Annotated in this window: 18 protein-coding genes and 1 pseudogene; 7 read left to right on the forward strand and 12 right to left on the reverse strand. The window is 35.8% G+C overall.

The window, feature by feature from the left end; translation table 11 throughout:
* Positions 1-58: 58 nt before the first annotated feature.
* Together EV142_RS11230 and EV142_RS11235 are read right to left on the reverse strand one after the other, a co-directional pair.
* Complete coding sequence (locus tag EV142_RS11230) at positions 59-502, reverse strand: hypothetical protein (protein ID WP_132035649.1); 444 nt, start codon at positions 500-502, stop codon at positions 59-61.
* Positions 503-658: 156 nt separating this feature from the next.
* Entirely contained in the window at positions 659-2,989 is a 2,331-nt protein-coding gene (locus tag EV142_RS11235) for a GH92 family glycosyl hydrolase (RefSeq protein WP_132035652.1), read from the reverse strand.
* A gap of 184 nt (positions 2,990-3,173) precedes the next feature.
* On the opposite strand from EV142_RS11235, the gene EV142_RS11240 reads away from it, so the two are divergent.
* Positions 3,174-3,788 (forward strand): M949_RS01915 family surface polysaccharide biosynthesis protein, encoded by a 615-nt coding sequence (locus EV142_RS11240; protein ID WP_132036274.1) that lies wholly within the window; start codon positions 3,174-3,176, stop codon positions 3,786-3,788.
* Between the two features lie 103 nt (positions 3,789-3,891).
* Here EV142_RS11240 and EV142_RS11245 read toward each other — a convergent pair whose 3' ends face one another.
* The 4 genes from EV142_RS11245 to EV142_RS11260 all read right to left on the reverse strand — a co-directional run bounded on the left by EV142_RS11245 (position 3,892) and on the right by EV142_RS11260 (position 8,855).
* Positions 3,892-4,500, reverse strand: a complete 609-nt coding sequence (locus tag EV142_RS11245) for a GNAT family N-acetyltransferase (protein ID WP_132035655.1) — start codon at positions 4,498-4,500, stop codon at positions 3,892-3,894.
* 102 nt (positions 4,501-4,602) lie between these two features.
* Positions 4,603-4,959 (reverse strand): hypothetical protein, encoded by a 357-nt coding sequence (locus EV142_RS11250; protein WP_132035658.1) that lies wholly within the window; start codon positions 4,957-4,959, stop codon positions 4,603-4,605.
* 313 nt (positions 4,960-5,272) lie between these two features.
* Positions 5,273-6,451 (reverse strand): AIR synthase related protein, encoded by a 1,179-nt coding sequence (locus EV142_RS11255; RefSeq protein ID WP_132035661.1) that lies wholly within the window; start codon positions 6,449-6,451, stop codon positions 5,273-5,275.
* Between the two features lie 214 nt (positions 6,452-6,665).
* Positions 6,666-8,855: a glutamine synthetase III family protein gene (locus EV142_RS11260; protein ID WP_132035664.1), complete on the reverse strand. Its 2,190-nt coding sequence runs from the start codon at positions 8,853-8,855 to the stop codon at positions 6,666-6,668.
* Positions 8,856-9,284: 429 nt separating this feature from the next.
* Here EV142_RS11260 and EV142_RS11265 point away from each other — a divergent pair, with 429 nt between their 5' ends.
* Complete coding sequence (locus tag EV142_RS11265) at positions 9,285-10,298, forward strand: glutamine synthetase beta-grasp domain-containing protein (RefSeq protein ID WP_115847512.1); 1,014 nt, start codon at positions 9,285-9,287, stop codon at positions 10,296-10,298.
* Positions 10,299-10,477: 179 nt separating this feature from the next.
* Positions 10,478-11,446, forward strand: a complete 969-nt coding sequence (locus tag EV142_RS11270) for a TerC family protein (protein WP_132035667.1) — start codon at positions 10,478-10,480, stop codon at positions 11,444-11,446.
* A 68-nt stretch (positions 11,447-11,514) separates the two neighbouring features.
* Here the strand turns inward: EV142_RS11270 and EV142_RS11275 are convergent, their stop codons facing one another.
* The 3 genes and pseudogenes from EV142_RS11275 to EV142_RS11285 all read right to left on the reverse strand — a co-directional run bounded on the left by EV142_RS11275 (position 11,515) and on the right by EV142_RS11285 (position 14,119).
* Complete coding sequence (locus EV142_RS11275) at positions 11,515-12,030, reverse strand: hypothetical protein (protein ID WP_132035670.1); 516 nt, start codon at positions 12,028-12,030, stop codon at positions 11,515-11,517.
* Positions 12,031-12,154: 124 nt separating this feature from the next.
* The gene (locus EV142_RS11280; protein WP_132035672.1) at positions 12,155-13,024 is read right to left on the reverse strand and encodes an alpha/beta hydrolase; all 870 of its coding nucleotides are present in this window, start codon (positions 13,022-13,024) and stop codon (positions 12,155-12,157) included.
* A gap of 223 nt (positions 13,025-13,247) precedes the next feature.
* Positions 13,248-14,119: pseudogene (locus tag EV142_RS11285) on the reverse strand (AraC family transcriptional regulator).
* Positions 14,120-14,584: 465 nt separating this feature from the next.
* Between EV142_RS11285 and EV142_RS11290 the strand changes: the two are divergent.
* The 3 genes from EV142_RS11290 (at position 14,585) to EV142_RS11300 (ending at position 16,620) form a co-directional block, all read left to right on the forward strand.
* Positions 14,585-14,989: a T9SS type A sorting domain-containing protein gene (locus tag EV142_RS11290; RefSeq protein WP_132035675.1), complete on the forward strand. Its 405-nt coding sequence runs from the start codon at positions 14,585-14,587 to the stop codon at positions 14,987-14,989.
* Positions 14,990-15,457: 468 nt separating this feature from the next.
* Positions 15,458-15,865, forward strand: coding sequence for a secretion protein (locus EV142_RS11295; RefSeq protein WP_132035678.1), 408 nt, complete (start codon positions 15,458-15,460; stop codon positions 15,863-15,865).
* 458 nt (positions 15,866-16,323) lie between these two features.
* Positions 16,324-16,620 (forward strand): secretion protein, encoded by a 297-nt coding sequence (locus EV142_RS11300; protein ID WP_238698703.1) that lies wholly within the window; start codon positions 16,324-16,326, stop codon positions 16,618-16,620.
* 72 nt (positions 16,621-16,692) lie between these two features.
* On the opposite strand, the gene EV142_RS11305 is transcribed toward EV142_RS11300, so the two are convergent.
* The 3 genes from EV142_RS11305 to EV142_RS11315 all read right to left on the reverse strand — a co-directional run bounded on the left by EV142_RS11305 (position 16,693) and on the right by EV142_RS11315 (position 19,366).
* On the reverse strand, positions 16,693-17,523 hold the full coding sequence (locus EV142_RS11305; RefSeq protein ID WP_132035681.1) for a hypothetical protein: 831 nt from the start codon (positions 17,521-17,523) through the stop codon (positions 16,693-16,695).
* Between the two features lie 179 nt (positions 17,524-17,702).
* On the reverse strand, positions 17,703-18,905 hold the full coding sequence (locus tag EV142_RS11310) for a hypothetical protein (RefSeq protein WP_132035684.1): 1,203 nt from the start codon (positions 18,903-18,905) through the stop codon (positions 17,703-17,705).
* Between the two features lie 53 nt (positions 18,906-18,958).
* Positions 18,959-19,366, reverse strand: a complete 408-nt coding sequence (locus EV142_RS11315; protein WP_132035687.1) for a helix-turn-helix domain-containing protein — start codon at positions 19,364-19,366, stop codon at positions 18,959-18,961.
* 198 nt (positions 19,367-19,564) lie between these two features.
* On the opposite strand from EV142_RS11315, the gene EV142_RS11320 reads away from it, so the two are divergent.
* The gene (locus EV142_RS11320; RefSeq protein ID WP_132035690.1) at positions 19,565-19,885 is read left to right on the forward strand and encodes a hypothetical protein; all 321 of its coding nucleotides are present in this window, start codon (positions 19,565-19,567) and stop codon (positions 19,883-19,885) included.
* Positions 19,886-20,162: the final 277 nt, after the last annotated feature.

The raw sequence follows: 20,162 nt of genomic DNA on the forward strand, positions 1-20,162 counted from the left end.
TCGTTGCTCTCTGGATGTGATTTCTCCTTACGTCGAAATGACATACATTGAGGATAATTTATTTCTTCACCGGGAACTTCCAGTCAAATTCATCTTTATCATTGATTATGGCTCCAATTTCAAACTTCACCACCTCATCAAACTCAGTCTGAAGAATAAACCAGTTGTCTTCGTTGAAATAATTCTCGAACGTATCAAAAGTCTCCTGAGTGTATTTCGTGATTCCTTTTGTAGCCAGATCTTTCTTTACATCTGCAATTTTTCTTCCGATTAGTTTGTATCCGAAAATTTCCAGATCATTTCCTGAAGCTACCAAATAACCTAATTTCAGGTCTTCTTCCTGATAAAAAGTCAATCTTACTTTTTGGGCATTGTATACGAAAATTACATTATCATCTTCGTCTGTATAATTTTTATCCGGTTTTCCCAAAGCAGCCGTTACATCATTTTGCTTCATTCCGAAAAGCAATTTATCAATTCCCGATTTTAGATTTATTTTCATATGGATTGTCATTTTATTTGAAGTGCAAATTTCGTGAAGTTTTTGGAAACTCTGTTATGTTTACTCTTTTTGTTTGCCACGAATTGCACAAATTTTCTCGAATTTTATCAGAAACCTGACAGGTTTTAAAAACCTTTCAGGTCTAGCTGATCGAACCTAATAATTCTTCTTATTCGGCTTAGCACTCATATAAAAAGTGATCTTACCACCATTTAGTAAATCCGAATGTTTCAGAAAAGGTCTATCTAATTGTTTTCCGTTCAAAAGAACTTTACTCACAAACACATTTTTATCGGACTGATTTACCGTTTCCACTTCGAAATTTTTACCGTTCTCTAAATTAAAGACCGCATTTTTTACCAATGGACTTCCTAAAGCATATTCATCAGAGCCCGGAGCTACAGGATAAAATGCTAAACTACTGAAAATGTACCAGGCACTCATTTGTCCGAAATCATCATTACCGCCCAGACCGTCTGCCCCGTTTCTGTACATTTTTTTCAAAATCATTCTGATCTTATCCTGCGCTTTCCACGGCGAATTAGTCCAGTTGTATAAATACACCACATGATGTGAAGGCTCATTGCCATGAACGTAGTTTCCAATGATTCCGTCTCTGGTAATATCTTCCGTGTTTTCGAAATATTTATCCGGAAGATGCATATTGAACAACGAATCTAATCGTACATTGAATTTGTCATTTCCACCCATCATTTTAATCATTTCTGCAGGATCCTGCGGCACATACAAACTGTAATTCCATGAATTTCCCTCAATGAAACCCTGTCCGTGCGTATCTAAAGGATCAAACTCTTTCTTAAAAGTTCCGTCATTTAATTTCGGGCGCATGAAACCTGTTTTGGCATCATACACATTTTTATAGTTTTTAGCTCTTTCTATGAATTCCTTATAAATTTCGGTTTTACCCAATTTCTTGGCGGCCTGAGCAATCGCCCAGTCATCATACGCATATTCTAAGGTTTTGGAAACTGATGCTCCGTTTTTGTCTTCGGGAACATAGCCCATTTTCATATAATATTCCAAACCATCATAATAAGGCACTTTGGCGGTATTGACGCAAGCCTGAAGCGCTTTTTCAGGGTCAAAACCGGTATTTCCTTTTACGATGGCATCAGCAATTACGGAAACGGAATGATACCCGATCATACACCAGTTTTCATTGGCGTAGTGGGACCAGATGGGCAGCATTTTATGTACACTCTGATCGGAATGCGCCAGCATCGAACTAATCATATCTGAATTTCGACCGGGCTGCACAATATTAAATAAAGGATGCAGAGCCCTGTAGGTATCCCATAACGAATAACTGGTATAGTTTTTAAAGTTTTCGGCTTTGTGAACATTCATATCCAAACCTTTATAGTTTCCGTCGAGATCCATGTATTCTGTAGGGCCTAAAAAGGCATGATACATGGCGGTGTAAAAGTTCACCAGATCTTCTTTCTGAAGGGTTTCGATTTGAATTTTATTCAGTTCTTTGTTCCAGACTTCCTGACTTTGTTTTTTAACACGTTCAAAATCCCAGTCCGGAATTTCTTTTTTCATATTTTCAAGAGCTCCGGCAGAACTTACAGGAGACAAAGCTATTTTTATTTTGATCTTCTCCCCTTCGGCTGTGTCAAAGTCAAAGAACAATTTGAGATTTTGCCCTGCCATCTCCGGAAAATTTTTGGTTTGGTCAAATCTTCCCCAAAAACCCCTGTAAACACTTTTTTCTAAAGCTGCCTGTCCGTAACTTTTAATGGGTTTACTGAAAGACATGGCAAAATAAACGGTTCTGGTTCTTGCCCAGCCATTGGTCTGGCGGTATCCGGTAATCAGGGTATCATTTTCGACACGAACAAAGGTCCAGACATTCTTTTTATCGTAGTTATAAATCCCCGAAGTTAAATCCAGAATAATATGAGCTTCATCTGACTTCGGAAAAGTATATTGATGCATTCCAACGCGCGTGGTGGCAGTAAGTTCCGCTTTAATGTTATGATCTTCCAGCAGTACGCTGTAATACGCCGGCGCTGCTTTTTCTGTAGCATGAGAAAATACGGAACGATATCCGGATAATGGTTTTGAAGCAGTTCCCGGATTCAGTTGCAATTTTCCGGTGGTTGGCATAATTAAAAAATCACCCAGATCAGAATGGCCTGTGCCGCTGAAATGCGTGTGACTGAAACCTACAATGGTTTTATCTTCATATTGATAACCTGCACAGTACTTATAGACTTCTCCATTGTATTTTCCGTTTAAGCCGTACGCGATGGTATCGGTTTCGGGGCTTAATTGTACACTTCCAAACGGAACGGTTGCTCCGGGATACGTATGACCCATTTTGGCCGTACCAATCATAGGATCCACATACTGAATTAAATCTTTAAGTGTATTTGCTTTTTTCTGTGCATGGATCGCAGTTACACCACACATTAAAATTAATGATCCAAAAAGGATTTTTTTACTGTTTACTATATTCATTAAGTAGTTTTTTTAAAGAATAATTATCCGAATTTAAATCAATAGCAATGAAATTACCACCAAAATTTAAATTCAGTTTCATGTTTGAAAATTACAATAAATTATGGCTTTTAAAAAATATAAATATGCTTCAATCTCTATTCCTTTTGAATATCTTTGGTCTGTTAACAAGACCATTCCATTCATGAAAAATTATATTTTAATCGTATTTCTTGCTTTTTCTACCTTCACTTTCTCGCAAAAAACAGACAGTTTCATATTAGATAAAGAGCAGATCATCCAGAGAGAACTCAATGGATTAAGTGATTTTCCTATTTACAGGGCTTACGAGTTTCAGGATAAAAGTGGTGTTTGTGAGTTGGTTTTATTTGAAAACAGGAAGGTTATTTCCAAAAAAGATACTTTAAACACTAAAATCCAGGCTATTTGCGCGATGAATGATCACGGTGGTTTTCGGGAGCGATGGGCTATCAACGATTTGGTTGATGCCGGAGAAACCAATATTTGGTTCTGGACTAAATATTGTTCTGCCAAAGATCTTGACGGGGACGGTTACACAGATCCTGTTATAGTGTATGGAACCAGAGATGAAAATGAGTACATCAAACGCGTTAAAATCATTACGGTTTATAAGGACAAAAAGTATGCGATAAGGGCGGTGGAATCTGATTTGGATTACGGCAGAAGTTTTAAAAAGGATGCCAACTGGAAATTATTACCCCAGAAAATACAAGTCTCTATTACTAAATTGGTGGAGAAAATAAGAAAAGAACAGGGTCTTCTTTTGAAAGACGGGTAAAATAAATTCCAAATTTTAAATTCCAAATTCCAAAATGGGAATGGTAAAAATCAATTGTAATGGCAAGGTAATTCGGTATTTGATTAATCCTGAAATTAACGTTTTACAGTTTTCTTTTTAGGTTTTCTTTTACTTCATCAAACCATTCGTTTCTTAGAATACTGAGAACGATGGAATCGCGGCGGATTTCGCTATTGGCAGTTGGCATGTGACTTCTTAAAACGCCTTCGACTTTGCAGCCGATGCTTTTCATCGCGGCAATACTGCGCTCGTTATTGTTATCGGCACGAAATTCTACACGTTCCATTCCGAGTGTTTCGAAAGCAAATTGCAATAACAGAAATTTACAGTGTTTGTTCAATCCGGTTCCCCTAAATGCAGAGCCGTACCATGTATACCCTAGTTGTACCGTTTTGTAGTCCAGCTGAATATCGTAAAAACGGGTTGAACCGGCATATTTCTGTGCTTTTTTATCGAAAACAATGAATGGGAATTCTTTTTTATCATCCCGGTTTTTTATTGCCGACTGAATGTAATTGATCAGATTTTCTTTCCCATCGGCACCGACTAAGGAATATTTCCAGGTTTCCGGTTCGTTGATCGAGATTTCTACTAAATTATCGACGTCTGTTTCTTGCAAAGGACGCAATAAAACGAAGTCGTCTTCTAAAATGATAGGGTCTGAGAAATTGAAATTTGATGTTGTGCTCATACTTTTTTATTCTTAGTGTAGCGCTATGATATCTTTGTGTGACTTTGTTTTATAGCTATTTCGCAGAGACTAAAGAATATCACGAAGTTTCGCAAAGTTTAATTATTCACTCATTTCATCATAGCGCTCCGGTACCTGCGGATCGTACAACGGACATTTGAATTCTTCCATCAGACTTACGAGCTGATTCATCGTTTTGCCTTCGGTTCCGTAGCAGTCGATTCTAACACTTTGTGGTGTAGTTATAACCTGAAAAGCGCCTTTCCCTGCGGTATTTTTCCAGCTGTTGTCATCTACTTTTTCCCATTGCGAAAATACCGATCTGATTCGGTTCATGATCACATCAACCGGAAGTTTCTCCAGGCCTTCTACCTCCTGTTCTTCTACAAGGGCTTCGTAAACTTCGTGATGGTTTAGGTAAATTTCGTCTAAATATCTCCAAAAAAGTAATTCGTACATATGTTTGTTTTTTTTACCATATTAGTGATTATAAGATAATATAAAGCCATTGGCATTCTAAACGAAGCTTACGTTCTTGTAAATTAAGAATGGGCTTCGACTTCTCTCAGTCTGACAATTGAATTCATTTAGTCTGACTTGCTCAATCCAAATTAAACTTCCATCACTCCTACATTTACCACTGAGCCTAATTCTTAAATGAACTTATAGTCTTATATGTTGAAATAAATTAATATTTAGAGCACTGCTGTGCGCCTCTACAGCGATTAACCTTAGAACCTTTGTGCCTTTGAACCTTTGCCCCTCAAAAAAACTAATATTCAAAAGTACCGTATTCGCTGGTAATGGTCAGCTTTTTAGCATCAGCGGCTTCTACTCTGCCTACGATTTGCGCCTCCACATTGAATGATTTTGAAATCGCAATGATATCCTGAGCAATGTTTTCGGGTACATAAATTTCCATACGGTGTCCACAGTTGAAAACCTGATACATTTCTTTCCAGTCTGTTTTGGACTGCTCCTGAATCAATTTGAACAAGGGTGGAACCGGAAATAAATTGTCTTTTATAATGTGTAAGTTCTGAACGAAATGCAGAATTTTAGTCTGTGCCCCGCCACTGCAGTGCACCATTCCGTGAATTTCGTTTGGAGTATACGTATCTAAAATTTTCTTGATAATCGGTGCGTAAGTTCTCGTTGGTGACAATACCAGCTGACCTGCGTTTATAGGGCTGTTTTCAACTTCATCCGTTAAATTTACCTGACCTGAATAAATTAATTCTTCGGGTACAAGCGCATCGTAACTTTCCGGGTATTTTGTAGCCAGGTATTTTCCGAAAACATCGTGACGTGCAGAAGTAAGTCCGTTGCTTCCCATTCCGCCATTATAGCTTTTTTCGTAAGTTGCCTGACCAAAAGAAGCCAGACCAACGATTACATCACCGGCTTTGATATTGGCATTATCTACTACATCGCTGCGTTTCATGCGGGCGGTTACGGTAGAATCTACAATTATGGTACGAACAACATCACCAACGTCTGCAGTTTCCCCGCCTGTTGAATGAATCGTTACGCCAAAAGATTTTAACTCGTTGATTAATTCCTCGGTTCCGTTAATGATGGCCGAAATCACCTCAGCAGGAATCAGGTTTTTATTTCTTCCGATGGTAGAGGAAAGCAAAATATTATCGGTTGCCCCAACACATAATAAATCATCGATATTCATGATTAAAGCATCCTGAGCGATTCCTTTCCAAACTGAAATATCACCGGTTTCTTTCCAATACATATAGGCCAGAGATGATTTTGTTCCCGCTCCGTCTGCGTGCATAATCAGGCAGTATTCTGAATCCTGAGTTAAATAATCCGGGACAATTTTGCAGAATGCCTGAGGAAATAAACCTTTATCGATATTTTTTATGGCGTTGTGTACGTCTTCTTTTGATGCCGAAACACCTCTTTGTGCGTACCTTTTGCTAGAATCTGAACTCATGAAAATTAGTTTGTGTTGATGTGGTGCAAAGATAATCCCTTTTTTTAATTCTTTGAATGATTCGCAGGTTTGATTAAAAAAAAGTTTTGCCACAAATTACACGAATTTTCACTAATTTTTTTCTTTTCAAAAACAAAAATCATCCTAGGCGGATGATTTTTGAGTATTTAGGATTTCCTTAGAGAATAAAAATAAAATTCGTGGCTTAAAAAAACTATTTCGTAAACAACAATTCCCTGTATTTGGTTAAAGTCCAGCTTTCATCATCGACCAATAATTCTAATTTGTCACAGTGATTGCGGATATCTTCAAAATACGGTTTTACTTTATTGCAATAGGCCTCTGCCATTTTTTGCGCATCCGTGAGCTGATTGGCTGTTCTTCTTTCATCTGTCATGGCCAATACTTTAGAATTGATTCCTTCAATATGACCTGAGATTTCTTTTATTAAAACAATTTGTTCTTTAGCAATCGTTTCAAACTCTTTTCCGAAGATTTCTTTTAATCCTTTTACGTTTTCGATTAGAGTATTCTGGTACCGAATGGCAGTCGGAATGACATGATTTCTGGCAATGTCTCCCAAAACTCGTCCTTCAATCTGGATTTTCTTAGTGTATTCTTCCAGTTCAATTTCATAACGGGCTTCGGCTTCAATATGGTTTAAAATCCCTAACTCTTCAAATAAATCCAAAGCTTGTTTCGAAACTTTAGCTTTAATGGCTTCCGGTGTGGTTTTAAAATTACTTAAGCCTCTTTTTGCCGCTTCTTTTTCCCAGGCATCGCTGTAACCGTCACCTTCAAAAAGTATTTTTTTAGACTGTTTAATGTATTCTCTTAAAACATTAAAGATGGCATCATCTTTTTTCATGTCTTTCGAATCAATCAAATGGTCAACTTCTGTTTTGAAATCTTTCAATTGTTTGGCTACGATGGCATTCAGCGTCGTCATGGCATTCGAACAGTTAGCATTGGAACCCACAGCCCTGAACTCAAATTTATTTCCTGTAAAGGCAAAAGGCGATGTTCTGTTTCTATCGGTATTATCCAGAAGAACGTCCGGAATTTTACCCACTACATTCAGTTTCAAATCTGTTTTTTCTTCAGGAGATAATTTTCCGGTAGTCACGCTTTCCAGCTCTGACAATACTTTTGTCAATTGTGCCCCGATAAAAACCGAAATAATGGCCGGCGGTGCTTCATTAGCCCCTAGCCTGTGATCGTTACTCGCCGTTGCGATCGAAGCTCTTAACAATGTTTCGTAATCATTAACTGCTTTAATAGTATTAATAAAGAACGTTAAAAACTGCAAATTACTCATTGGTGTCTTACTCGGACTTAATAAGTTGACTCCTGTATCGGTTGCCAGCGACCAGTTGTTGTGTTTTCCGGAACCGTTTACGCCTTTAAAAGGTTTTTCGTGAAACAGTACTTTAAAATCATGACGCTCTGCCACTCTTTGCATAACATCCATCAGTAAAGAGTTATGATCTACGGCAAGATTGGTTTCTTCAAAAATCGGAGCCAGCTCAAACTGATTGGGTGCTACTTCGTTATGGCGTGTTTTTACCGGAATTCCCAACAGCATACATTCCTGCTCTAAGTCTCTCATATACGTTAAGGCACGAGTTGGAATAGATCCAAAATAGTGATCGTCTAATTGTTGCCCTTTTGCCGAAGTATGTCCCAATAAGGTTCTTCCGGTCATCATTAGATCGGGACGGGAATTGGCTAATGCTTTATCAATCAAAAAGTATTCTTGTTCCCAGCCTAACGTTGCGGTTACTTTTTTGACATTTTTATCAAAATATTTACACACTTCTGTTGCCGCCTCATCCATAGCCGATAAAGCTCGTAATAACGGAATTTTATTGTCTAATGCTTCTCCTGTGTAAGCAATAAATACGGTTGGTATACATAAAGTTGTTCCGTAGATAAATGCCGGAGAAGTCGGATCCCAGGCGGTATAACCCCTGGCTTCAAATGTATTTCTGATTCCCCCGTTCGGAAAACTGGACGCATCGGGTTCCTGTTGTACCAGTTGTGCTCCGCCGAATTTCTCTACAGGATCACTTCCGTCGTAAGAGGTCTCAAAAAAAGCATCATGTTTTTCTGCCGTTGTTCCTGTAAGTGGCTGAAACCAGTGGGTATAATGAGTAACACCTTTTGCAAGAGCCCACTCTTTCATTCCCATGGCAATGTAATCGGCCAGTTTTCTGTCTATTTTAGTTCCGTGCTGAATAGCATCCCGTACTCCTTTTAAGGCATCTGAAGTTAAATATTGCTTCATTGCTTTTTCATTAAACACATTTGAACCAAAAATGTTAGACTTTCTGTCTATTTCTTCAAAATGTACCGGCTTTCTGGTAGAAGCTTCTTTTAAAGCTTGGAAACGTAATGTTGACATGTATATAATTTTAAAATATTCGTACTGATTTTAACTAAAAAAAGAGGAACAAATATAAGCAATTAAACCCCCTGTTTTAAACATAAATAATAGAATTTTATGCGAAGATTTTTCAACAGAAGAAGCTTTTTACCAAGAATAATGAATTTGAATTGAAGAAATATAACAAATTATGATAGTATTCCTGATTAAATAAACAATTTTTCGCAATTGACGGAGCACTAAATTCAAAAAACACGCTTAATTATTACGAATTTATTTTTAATAGCTATTAAAAATTGCTTTTTTAAAAATATACCCCTCTGAAAATTGCGCTTATCCAAAAAATTATAGTCAGCTAAACAAAATAGCCCCCTAATTTTTAGGACTAAAAAAATAAATCTATATTTGACCCAGCGAAAAAACAAAAAAAAATAAATTTATATTATTATGGCTAAAATTAAGTTAGAGTACATTTGGTTAGATGGATATGAACCAACTCAAAATCTTAGAAGTAAAACTAAAGTTGAAGAACACGAAAATTTCAAAGGAACATTAGAAGAACTTGGAAACTGGTCATTTGATGGTTCATCAACAAAACAAGCTGAAGGAGGATCTTCTGACTGTTTATTAGTGCCTGTTGCAATTTACCCGGATCCAACCCGTATTAATGGTTGGTTGGTAATGACAGAAGTTATGTATGCTGATGGTACTCCACACGCTTCTAACGGTAGAGCTACTATTGATGACGATGGTGATTTCTGGTTCGGTTTTGAACAGGAATATTTCATTATGGACACTAAAACTTTATTGCCATTAGGTTTCCCTGTTGGAGGATATCCTGCTCCACAAGGTATGTACTACTGTTCTGTAGGTGGAAAAAACACACACGGAAGAAAATTAGTAGAAGAGCATGCTGATTTATGTATTGCTGCAGGAATCAACTTTGAAGGAATCAACCAGGAGGTTGCTTGCGGACAATGGGAATTCCAATTATTTGCTAAAGGCGCTAAAAAAGCCGGAGATGAGATCTGGGTTGCCAGATACTTATTAGATCGTTTGACTGAAAAATATGGTTACTATATAGAATATCACCCAAAACCACTTGGAGATACAGACTGGAATGGTTCAGGTATGCATGCTAACTTCTCTAACGAGGTGTTAAGAACATGTGGAGACCAGGCTACTTACGAAAGAATTTGTGAGGCTTTCAGACCTGTTACTGCTGAGCATATCGCAGTTTACGGAGCTTACAACGACCAACGTTTAACGGGTAAACACGAAACTGCTTCTATTCACGATTTCTCTTATGGAGTATCTGACAGAGGTTGTTCAATCAGAATTCCTTTAATGACAGTTCAAAAAGGATGGAAAGGCTGGTTAGAAGACAGAAGACCGGCTTCAAACGGTGATCCATACAAAATTGCTGCAAGAATTATCAAAACTGTAAAATCAGCGCTATAATTCATCGCTCAAATAATATCCGAAAGTGCCATCATTAATTGATGGCACTTTTTTTATAAATAAATCCGACATGTTTTTAAAACCTCCCCTATTTATAAAATTTCGAAGTAAGTTTCTTATATTTAATTTTTAAGTTTAGTTTCAAAAACTATCTTTGTAAATCATTAAAAAAAAATACCATGATAGTCTGGATTCTGTTTTTGTTAGCCGTTGTTTTTATTCTTGCTTTAGACTTGGGAGTCTTCAATAAAACACCCCATATTATCAGCACTAAAGAAGCCAGCAAATGGACGCTGATCTGGGTAACGCTTTCTTTTCTGTTCTCCGGTGTAATTTACTGGCTGTACACAACCGATTATATTGCAAATCCGGATCATCTCAAACCTGCAGTCGCTTCCATGAAGTTTATCACAGGTTATCTGATCGAATTGTCGTTGAGCGTTGATAATATTTTTGTAATCGCTATTATTTTTGCCTCATTCAAAATACCTCAGAAATACCAGCACCGTGTTTTGTTCTGGGGAATTTTAGGCGCTGTGATTTTCCGTGGATTGATGATTTTCTTTGGTGTAATGCTAATTAATAAATTTGCATGGACTACCTATATTTTTGGTATTTTCCTGGTTTTTACCGCTGTAAAAATGTTATTCTCGGGAGAAGAAGAGGATTTCCACCCCAAAGATTCTTTTATATACAAAGCACTTGGGAAAATTATTCCGATCACCTCAGAAATGGATCATCAGAAATTTTTCATTTTAACCGAAAAAGGGAAAAAAGCAGCCACTCCGCTATTTGTAGCTTTGATTGTTATTGAAGTTATGGATGTACTTTTTGCTGTAGACAGCGTTCCGGCCATTCTTGCCATTACGTCTGATCCGTTTTTAGTATTCAGTTCTAATATTTTTGCGATTCTTGGATTGCGTTCTATGTATTTCTTCCTGGCCAATATGCTGGCAAAATTCAGTTATTTAGAATACAGTCTGGTAGCTATTTTAGCCTTTGTGGGTCTAAAAATGCTATTGCATGATTTTATTCAGGTTCCGGAATGGGCTTCTTTGGCGTTTATTGCCTTGTCACTTTTGGTAGGGATTTTGGTTTCTTTAAAATTTGGAAAAGAAAAAGAACTTACAGATTCAGATATGGAATAGTTTCTTGAAAAATATAGATATAAAAAAAAGGAAATCGTAATGATTTCCTTTTTTTATTAAATTAATTTTTAATTTAGTTTTTTAACATTACTATCATCAATATTATATTTTGCAATAACCGCATTATAATCTGAATAATCTGCTTTTACTTTTTTTGCATTTACTCCATCATCTCCTGGAATAATAACAACCCTGAATGTTTTTCCTAACCTAAAACTAGCTGGCAACTGAGATAGATCACTTAAACTTCCATCAATAAAAACCGTAACTCTGTTTTTAGAAAAGTTAAAGTTATATTGAGCAGTTTCTAAACCATCATTAAAGTAATATATCTGAGGCAACAATGCCCAGCTGTCTACTCCCGTTTTGCTAACTAGCTCATATACCAAAACATTATCTCCCGACAACATTCCTGTCGGTGTGCTAGTCACAGCAAAATCTGGCCCAGCAAAGTTAACATTATTCATTTCATAAACATAAGGGAGTAAAATTCCGCCATCTTGTCCCGGAGGCCCTTCTGGTCCTTCACAGCTTGAAAACGCTATTAATCCAACAACTGCGAAAAGGGTAAGTATCTTTTTCATAATTTATATATATTTTAAGGTTTATATATAAAGGTATTCCAAAAATCAAACCAAAAAAAGCAAATGCAGTTAATTTGTTATAAATTTTATTACTTTTTACTATTTCTTATTATATCCTTTAGTATTATTTTTTGACAACTACCTGATTTTTAAGCAATATTTTATTAAAAAATAACACATGATACGGCAATGAATTTTCCCAATACTCCCAGGTATGCGCTCCCGGACGTTCGGTATAATCATGGTCTACCTTATTATAAACCAATCTTCGGTGTAGTTCTCTGTTGGGTTCTATTAAAAAATCATCAACACCGCAATCTATAATTAAAGATAATTTGTTGGCTTTTATTTTGTCCAGCATTCCTAATACGGAATTCTGCTCGTACAATTCAGAATTACTGCTTTTATCACCAAAAACAGGCTGCATTAATTTTATCACCTGAGCCGAGGAGTCCCTGTTGAGCATCGCGCCCATGTCTACCGCTCCGCTCATGCTTCCGGCAGCACAAAACAAATCAGGATGCCTGGCCGACAAATACAACGCGCCATGACCTCCCATAGAAAGTCCTGTAATCACACGACCGCTTCGGTTACTTATAGTTCTGTATGTTTTATCTACTTTCTGAATGACTTCCTGCGTAATAAATGTCTCAAACTGACTTTCTTTATTTACCGGACTGTCCAGATAAAAACTAAAATTCTCTCCCTCCGGCATCACAATAATAATATTGTATTGGTCGGATAAGCCCTGTACTAATTTTTTGTTTGGCGTGCTTTTTAACCAATCGCTAAAATGCCCGTAAGCACCGTGTAATAAATACAGCACCGGAAAGGTCGATTTGCTTTTCGTATAAGAACCCGGAAGTACAACTGCGGCTTTGTAGGTTTTGCCCATAGCTGTACTTGCAATTTGTAAAGTATCTACTTTTGCAGCATAACTCATTGAGGAAATGCACAATAAAAATGTAAACACTAAAAATTTAAAGTTTTTCATATTGATATTTTTTCTGATTAGGGATTGTAAATATAACTTTTTCAGAATATAGTATATGAAAAATCTGATTCCTTTTTTTGATAAAGAATGAGTAGGTTTGACAGCAAAGGTCGCAAAGATGTTTAATTACGTTGTGAGTTTAACCGTAAGGTACGCAAGGCTGGATTTTAAAAAACTTTGCGAACCTTGCAGTTAAAAAAAAGCCTTGTAGTTAACCAAGGCTTTATTTAATAATGATCTTGTGCTCATTTCGGTATTGCGAGGCACTTTTACCGGTATACTGTTTAAAAGACTTACTAAAGTGGCTGAAATTATTAAAACCACTTTCGTAGCAAACTTCATTTATCGTAATCGGTTTCTCGGCCAAAAGTTTGGAGGCGTGCACCAAACGATATTCATTTACAAACTCCGTAAAGGTTTTGTTGGATATTTTCTTGAAGTAGCGGCAGAAGGATGGTGTTGTCATACTTACCAGACTAGAAACTTCGTCTATAGCGATCGATTCCTGAAAATGATCTTTTACGTAATTGAAACCACATTGATCCGATCATTGTCCTGCGTATTCAGTTCGAGAGAAAAGCCATCGGCATTTAGTATCGTGTATTCGTCTGAAGATTCTAATTCATCCAAAATACTCAGGAGCGTCATCAGACGTTCTAACGGAAGCTGGTTTTCCATCATTTCGATCTTCTCCCCTATTTTCTTTTTGGTTTCTCCACCAAAAGCGATTCCGGCTTTCGACTGACTCAAAATGTTCTGAATCTTTTTCATTTCCGGTATGGCAAAAAAGTCATTTCCTAAAAATTCAGGTTTAATGTGAATAACCACTTCATTTATATTTCCTGTTTGTTCATTGGTGAAACCACAATGAGGCAAATTAGAACCGATCAAAAGCAGACTTCTATTGGTATAATAAGAAACATGACTTCCAATTTGTCTTTTTCCGGCGCCACCATTGATATAAACCAATTCAATTTCGGGATGATAATGCCACAAATGCGCTTTACTATTGGTCTTCTGAGCATGTTTCGTATACGCAAAAGAGCTTCAGTACGAGTTAGAGATGACTTCAAGAGCCGGGGCGATAGTCTTCATGATGAAATCTTTAAAAAATAATAACAAATTTAACAAAATCACCTAAAATAATTCAAACTTTAACCTATAACGGTTTCGTAAATGAGAATAAAGCATAAAATTGTTTAATTGTTTAATTGTTTAATTGTTTAATTGTGAATTATCGGCAAAACTGTCATTTTTTTGAGGTCTCATTTTTTTTCCTGCTTATTTTTTTATAAATCGTATTTAATTGGGTGTTTTTATGTGTATATGACATAATTGTAAGAAAAACAGAAAATTTTAAGAAAGTCCATTTTTTAAAAAACATTGAAAAATAATAGCCGAATTAACAAAAACACCTCCAATAATTCAAATTTTAACCTATAACGGTTTCGTAAATGAGAATATAGCATATAAATTGGCAAATAGAGTTGTGATAAAAATTGTATTGTTGAAGTAATTTAGCATCAACAAATAAGAACAACAATTTAAAAAAATAAAGCCATGAAAAAGATTTTAAAACTTAGTATAGTATGTGCAGTACTTTTTACAGGAATGAGCACTTATGCAATTGACGGGAATGAAGACTTTAATCTTCATGTATTAAAAGGAAATGGTAAACTAATAACATTTGCTCTTAATCAGGTTAAAAAAGCAAACCTTGCTATATATGATACAAACGGAACTCTACTTTATTCTGAAAGTGCTTCAGGTAAAGACGGGATTCTTAGAACTTTCAGCTTAGAAGAATTTCCGGCAGGAACTTACTTCTTAGAAGTGGAAGACAATGCAAAAAAAGTAAGACATGAAATTATTGTAACTGATGAAACATCTGTTTTATCTACTAAAGCAGTTTCATCAATTTATAAAGCAGATTCTGCTAAAAATACAAGCGTAGCAACACGCTAGAAAAGTTTATACTCGCATACAGTATAAAAATGAGGTTAGATAGTTAGTAAAGTTTAAAAACATTCAATTGTTTTTTAGAACAGCTCTTTGTGGTTATTGAGCTGTTTTTTTTATGCCTTTTTTTAACTGCAAAGGCGCCAGGCTTAACACAAAGTTCGCAAAAGTTTATAATGATAAGCTTTGCGAACTTTGCGTTTTATTTTATTGCGGCCCTTGCGGTTAAATTTTACAATGATGTTTTTTTTGTAAGAACCACAGGTTAATTTACATTCTCTTAATTCAAACAAAATATTGAAAAATAATAACGTAATTAACAAAAACGATAAATATAATTCAAATTTTAACCTATAACGGTTTCGTAAATGAGAATACAGCATCGAAATCAGCTAATAGAGTTGTGCACGATTCTGTAAGATATAAGTAATTTAGCATCAGAGAATTAGAACTATTAATTTAAAAACAAAAATCATGAAAACAAGTTTAAAATTAAGTTTAGTATGTGCAGTGCTTTTTGCAGGAACAAGCTCTTATGCAATCGACGGGAATGAGGATTTTAATCTTCATGTATTAAAAGCGAATGGAAAACTAATTACGTTTGCCCTTAACCAGGTTAAAAAAGCAAACCTGGCGATCTATGACAAAGAAGGTACTCTAATTTATTCTGAAAGCGCTTCGGGTAAAGATGGAATTTTGAGAACTTTTAGTTTAGAAGAATTTCCGGAAGGAACGTACTTCTTAGAAGTAGAAGATAATGTAAAAAAAGTGAGACATGAAATTACCATCACTGACGAAACATCTGTTTTATCAAAAAAGGCAGTTTCATCGGTTTACAAAGCTGGTTTTAGTGCTAAAAACAGCAGTGTAGCAGCGCGCTAAAAATTTTATACCCGCATAGTATAAAAATGAGGTTAGATAGTTAGTAAAGTAAAAACTGATTGTTTTAAGAACAGCTCTTTGTGGTTATTGAGCTGTTTTTTTATGCTCAAATTCCACTAAACGATCATCGTTATTTTTCAATTGAAAAATTATTCTTAATAATTTTAAAGAGCTGTATTTTAAAGTATTAAAAAAAATCACTTTAAAAACATCCAAGAGCCCAGCAATTGCGTACATAGTTCAGACAAAACACAGAAAGAGTTTTAATTCAGCAACTTATGTCTGTAAAAAAGATATTTTTTTGCATAAAATTCAATTTCTTTTTCTAGTTTTGCGCCACCACGATTAATACTAAAATTTAAAAAAAACATGACAAAATTTACCAAATTTGGCCTAGTTGTAGCCGTATTTTAACAACTGTTTTAACCTACGCAATTGATGGAAAAGGGGATTATATCTTGTATATAAAAACCGGTAACGGAAAAGTAATCAGCTTTACTTTAAACACCGTTGAAAAATCAAGTTTTTCAATCTTCGACGTAAATAATAATTTATTGTACACAGGAACATCTGTTGCAGATAAATTAGAAATTTCAAAAACATTAAGTTTAGAAGCTTACCCGGCTGGAACTTATACTTTGGAAGTTAATGAAAATGGCAAAATTGCAAAGCATGAAATCACCGTTTCAGCTAAAAAATCAAAAACAAGTAAACTTGACGAATCTGTAAACGAAAGTCCGGCATTCCGTCGTTAATTTTTGGTTTTAACGAAAACGTAAAAAGACAGCTTTTCCAGAGCTGTCTTTTTTTATTATTAGAGTTTATTACTAATTAACTATAATATTCCCCTGAGCATCATAAACAAATGTCCAGCCCGTTTCGTTTGTTGAAACATTGTCATAGTAATATAAAGTCTCGGTATATTTTCTGAAATTATTTCTGGAAAGTGAACGATAAAAATATTCTTCTAATAATTGCATCCTCTTAAACGGATTATAAGAAGTATCATAATCTTCAAAAGTCCTTACGATTCTTTCGCCTTCACTCTTTCCGTTATGCAACTCTGTATATTCGGTCTTGGTCAGGTTGTTGTTGGCGTCGTAGAAGAATTTCTCAGAGAATGTCAGTACATAATCGGTGGGATCCTCCGGGTAGTAGGTCATATTAGGATAGCTTGTTACCACCTCTGTAAGTTTTCCTTCTGCATATTTATAAACCTGTTTTTTGGTATTAATAGCAATCGTGTTGGGAACTTCTTTTTCGGCAATCAGATTAGCGCTGTTTAAGGTATAATAAATGGTTCCTTTACTGACTGCATAAATATCCGAATCATAAAAATTTTCAACAGTAACCTTATTACTGCTATATACTAAAGAGGTATATAACTTATCAGAAAAAATTCTATCAAAACCTGTAGCAGCACCAAGTGCTAAATAACCGCCCACTTTTTTGGTTAACCTTTTAGTATTGTCATATTCAAAAAGAAAGTTTATCTCGGAGGGATTAACAGGAAAGCCGTTATTACTACCATCAAACTTTATTTGTTTCACCAAAGGATCCGTATTTGTATCCGGTGCGTCCTCATCAGCACTGCTGCAGGAAGCCAGACAAATTCCGGCAATTAAAATTGTAAATAAATGTTTTATACTTTTTGACATATAGGCTGTTATTTTTTAAGCAAGATAATAATTACTGTCAGAAAAAAACTGTGGCAAAAAATTAATTTATTTTTATTTGCAACACAAATTGTGGCAAAAATTAATTCTATTTTATTTTGCAACATAAATCGTGGCAAATTTAATTTCTTTTTTATTTTGCCACGGCCTGACTTTTTTCTTTAATTGGTTTCCGTAATCATTTTATACAATTCCTGACAATACGAAAACTTGTCATTTTGCTGGTTTCGTTTATTTTCCTGCCCGGTTTCATAAACCGAAACCTGAAACCAATTTAATATGCGGATAGCCATATTTTGAGCTAATGGATTTTTGTCGTCTGCTTTCATCACATTCAGCTCGTTAATTTCAGATTTCCAGAACTTAAAATTAGTTGTAGGCTCGGCCGATTTTAATTCCTGGTCAAAACGATGCCAGAGTTTATCTAAAATTTCATTTTCTAAAACCTTTACCTTCTCTGTTTTTGCTGTTTCCTCTTTATATGCTTTGGATTTTTTGATTTCGGTTATCTGGGCTCTTATAAAATTATCATCAGTTGTATTCAAAAAAGTAATCCCTTTTTCATAGGCATTCATCGAAAGGACCAGTTCATTATTCGACTTTAGACTATCGGCTATTCGCAGATTGGCATCATAAATTCTCTTAAGAACGGTTTCATTTTTGGGCCTTATATTTTTCCTGTAGGCCTGAATTTCGAGCCAGTGAAAGGCGCGAAGCATTTCAGAGGGTTTAGGCCAGACATGTTCTTCATGCGCAATAAAAAGCGTGTTTACAATCTTTGCATTGTCCAGCCATGCTTTGTTATCTGTCATTTCCTGATAATTCATATCTCGGTCTCCCACCATACCCACATAAGAGAAATTATTAGAAGGCGGTATAAACTTATCCATATCATTAAAAGAAGCGCCACAAGCAATTACGCCCTGAAAAACGCCCGTGGAGATCCCGAAATAACTGGCCAAGCGCGCACCACCCGAAAAACCGGCTATATACAGTTGTGAAGTATCAATCCTGTAACTTTCCAATACAGCATCAAATAATCGGTTGGCGATGGCAATATTGTTTTGGGTGGATCCATTCTTTAACGTATTCGAGCATACCAAAATATACTGGTACGTTTCGGCAGCCGGAATAAAGGGTGCAATTCCTTCTTTGCCCCTTGCAGCCGGTTCAAAAATAAAAACCACTGCCAATGGGGTTTTTCCATCGTATTTTTTAGGGAAATATAGGGCATACGATTCTGTTGGAGCAGTGGCCACTTTCACCGAATCGATAATAACGCCCGTTGGTAGCGATGGCTTGTCCTGCGTATACCCAAAAACCGTAACCAAAAGAAAGAGAATAGAATAGACCGCGTTTTTCATAACACTAAAATAAAAAAACCTTTCATTTCTGAAAGGCTTTTGATTTAATATCTTTATTTCTGCTGTAGTAATTTTTCTAAATATTCGATTTTATCTTTTTCGGATTGCAGTAGACGTTCGTACAGTTTTTTATTTTCTTCTACTGTTTCCATCAATTTATCTAAGGGATTGAATGTGCAATGATTAAGACCAAAATAATTATTAGGACTTTCATTGAAAGTATTGAAATAATTAATTGCGGCTTCTTCCGAAAAGTTCTTAATGGCTTCCACCGTTACACCCAATGCTTTTGCTACTTCAATAAGTCTTTCTTCCTCTACGCTTTCGCTGTTTTCAATAGCCGATATGGTTTGCTGGCTTATGCCTAAAGCCTGCGCCAAAGCTTCCTGTTTCATATCACGAAGTTCACGAATACGGCTTATTTTTCGGCCTATGTGGTTTGGTTTTGTTAGTGTGCTCATAATTCAAAGATAATAATTAAGTGTGAAAAACCTCAACTGGTAAAAAACTTATTTAAACTGTGCAATACCAGCCAAATCGGTTTGGTAAAAAACAATGTAGTTCTTTCTTCGCTGAGTTAAACAAAAGTACAATTTTTCTTATAATAAAATAATAAAAGTCGAATTGTAAAATGATTACTAACTAAAAAAATACATGCCATGGAAACCAACGAAATTAAAAAATTAGAGAATCTCAGAAATTTAACTGCTCAATATTGCAGTACTTTAACGCCGTCTACTGATAAAACGGGAACTTATACTGCTCAAATCAAAGTGCACAATTATCATGAGCTGGGTTGTACGATTACCGAAATGCTAAAATTATGTATTGTAGCCTTAGATCACGACGTACATCAGACAACTGCCATTAAACAATCACCTATTAATGTGGCACTCGTTTTAGAAATGGTGCTGGAAATGTTTCCTTTGGATGAATTGGAGTTTTTAAGTAATGTCGCGGAAATCGTTAGAGAGGAATGATGATTATGCATTTCTATTTTACGCTGGCACGAGGAAAGGGAATAATCCGTTAGCACAACCACAATAGTGTCATTCCGAGGAACAAAGGAATCATACTAGTACTGCTGCAAAGATAAGTGATTTGCATTGCAGAGCTTCGAGTGTGATTTCTCCTTCGTCGAAATGACAAACTGTGTGGAATTTTATTTTTTAGCTATTAATTTTCTTTTCACAATCCCCGCTCGACTAATTGTCCGCAATTGCTGTGCGAAGTCTCCCGACTTCGTACTCGCCACTA

It is taken from the genome of Flavobacterium circumlabens (assembly GCF_004345565.1).
GTDB classification, from domain to species: Bacteria; Bacteroidota; Bacteroidia; order Flavobacteriales; family Flavobacteriaceae; genus Flavobacterium; species Flavobacterium circumlabens.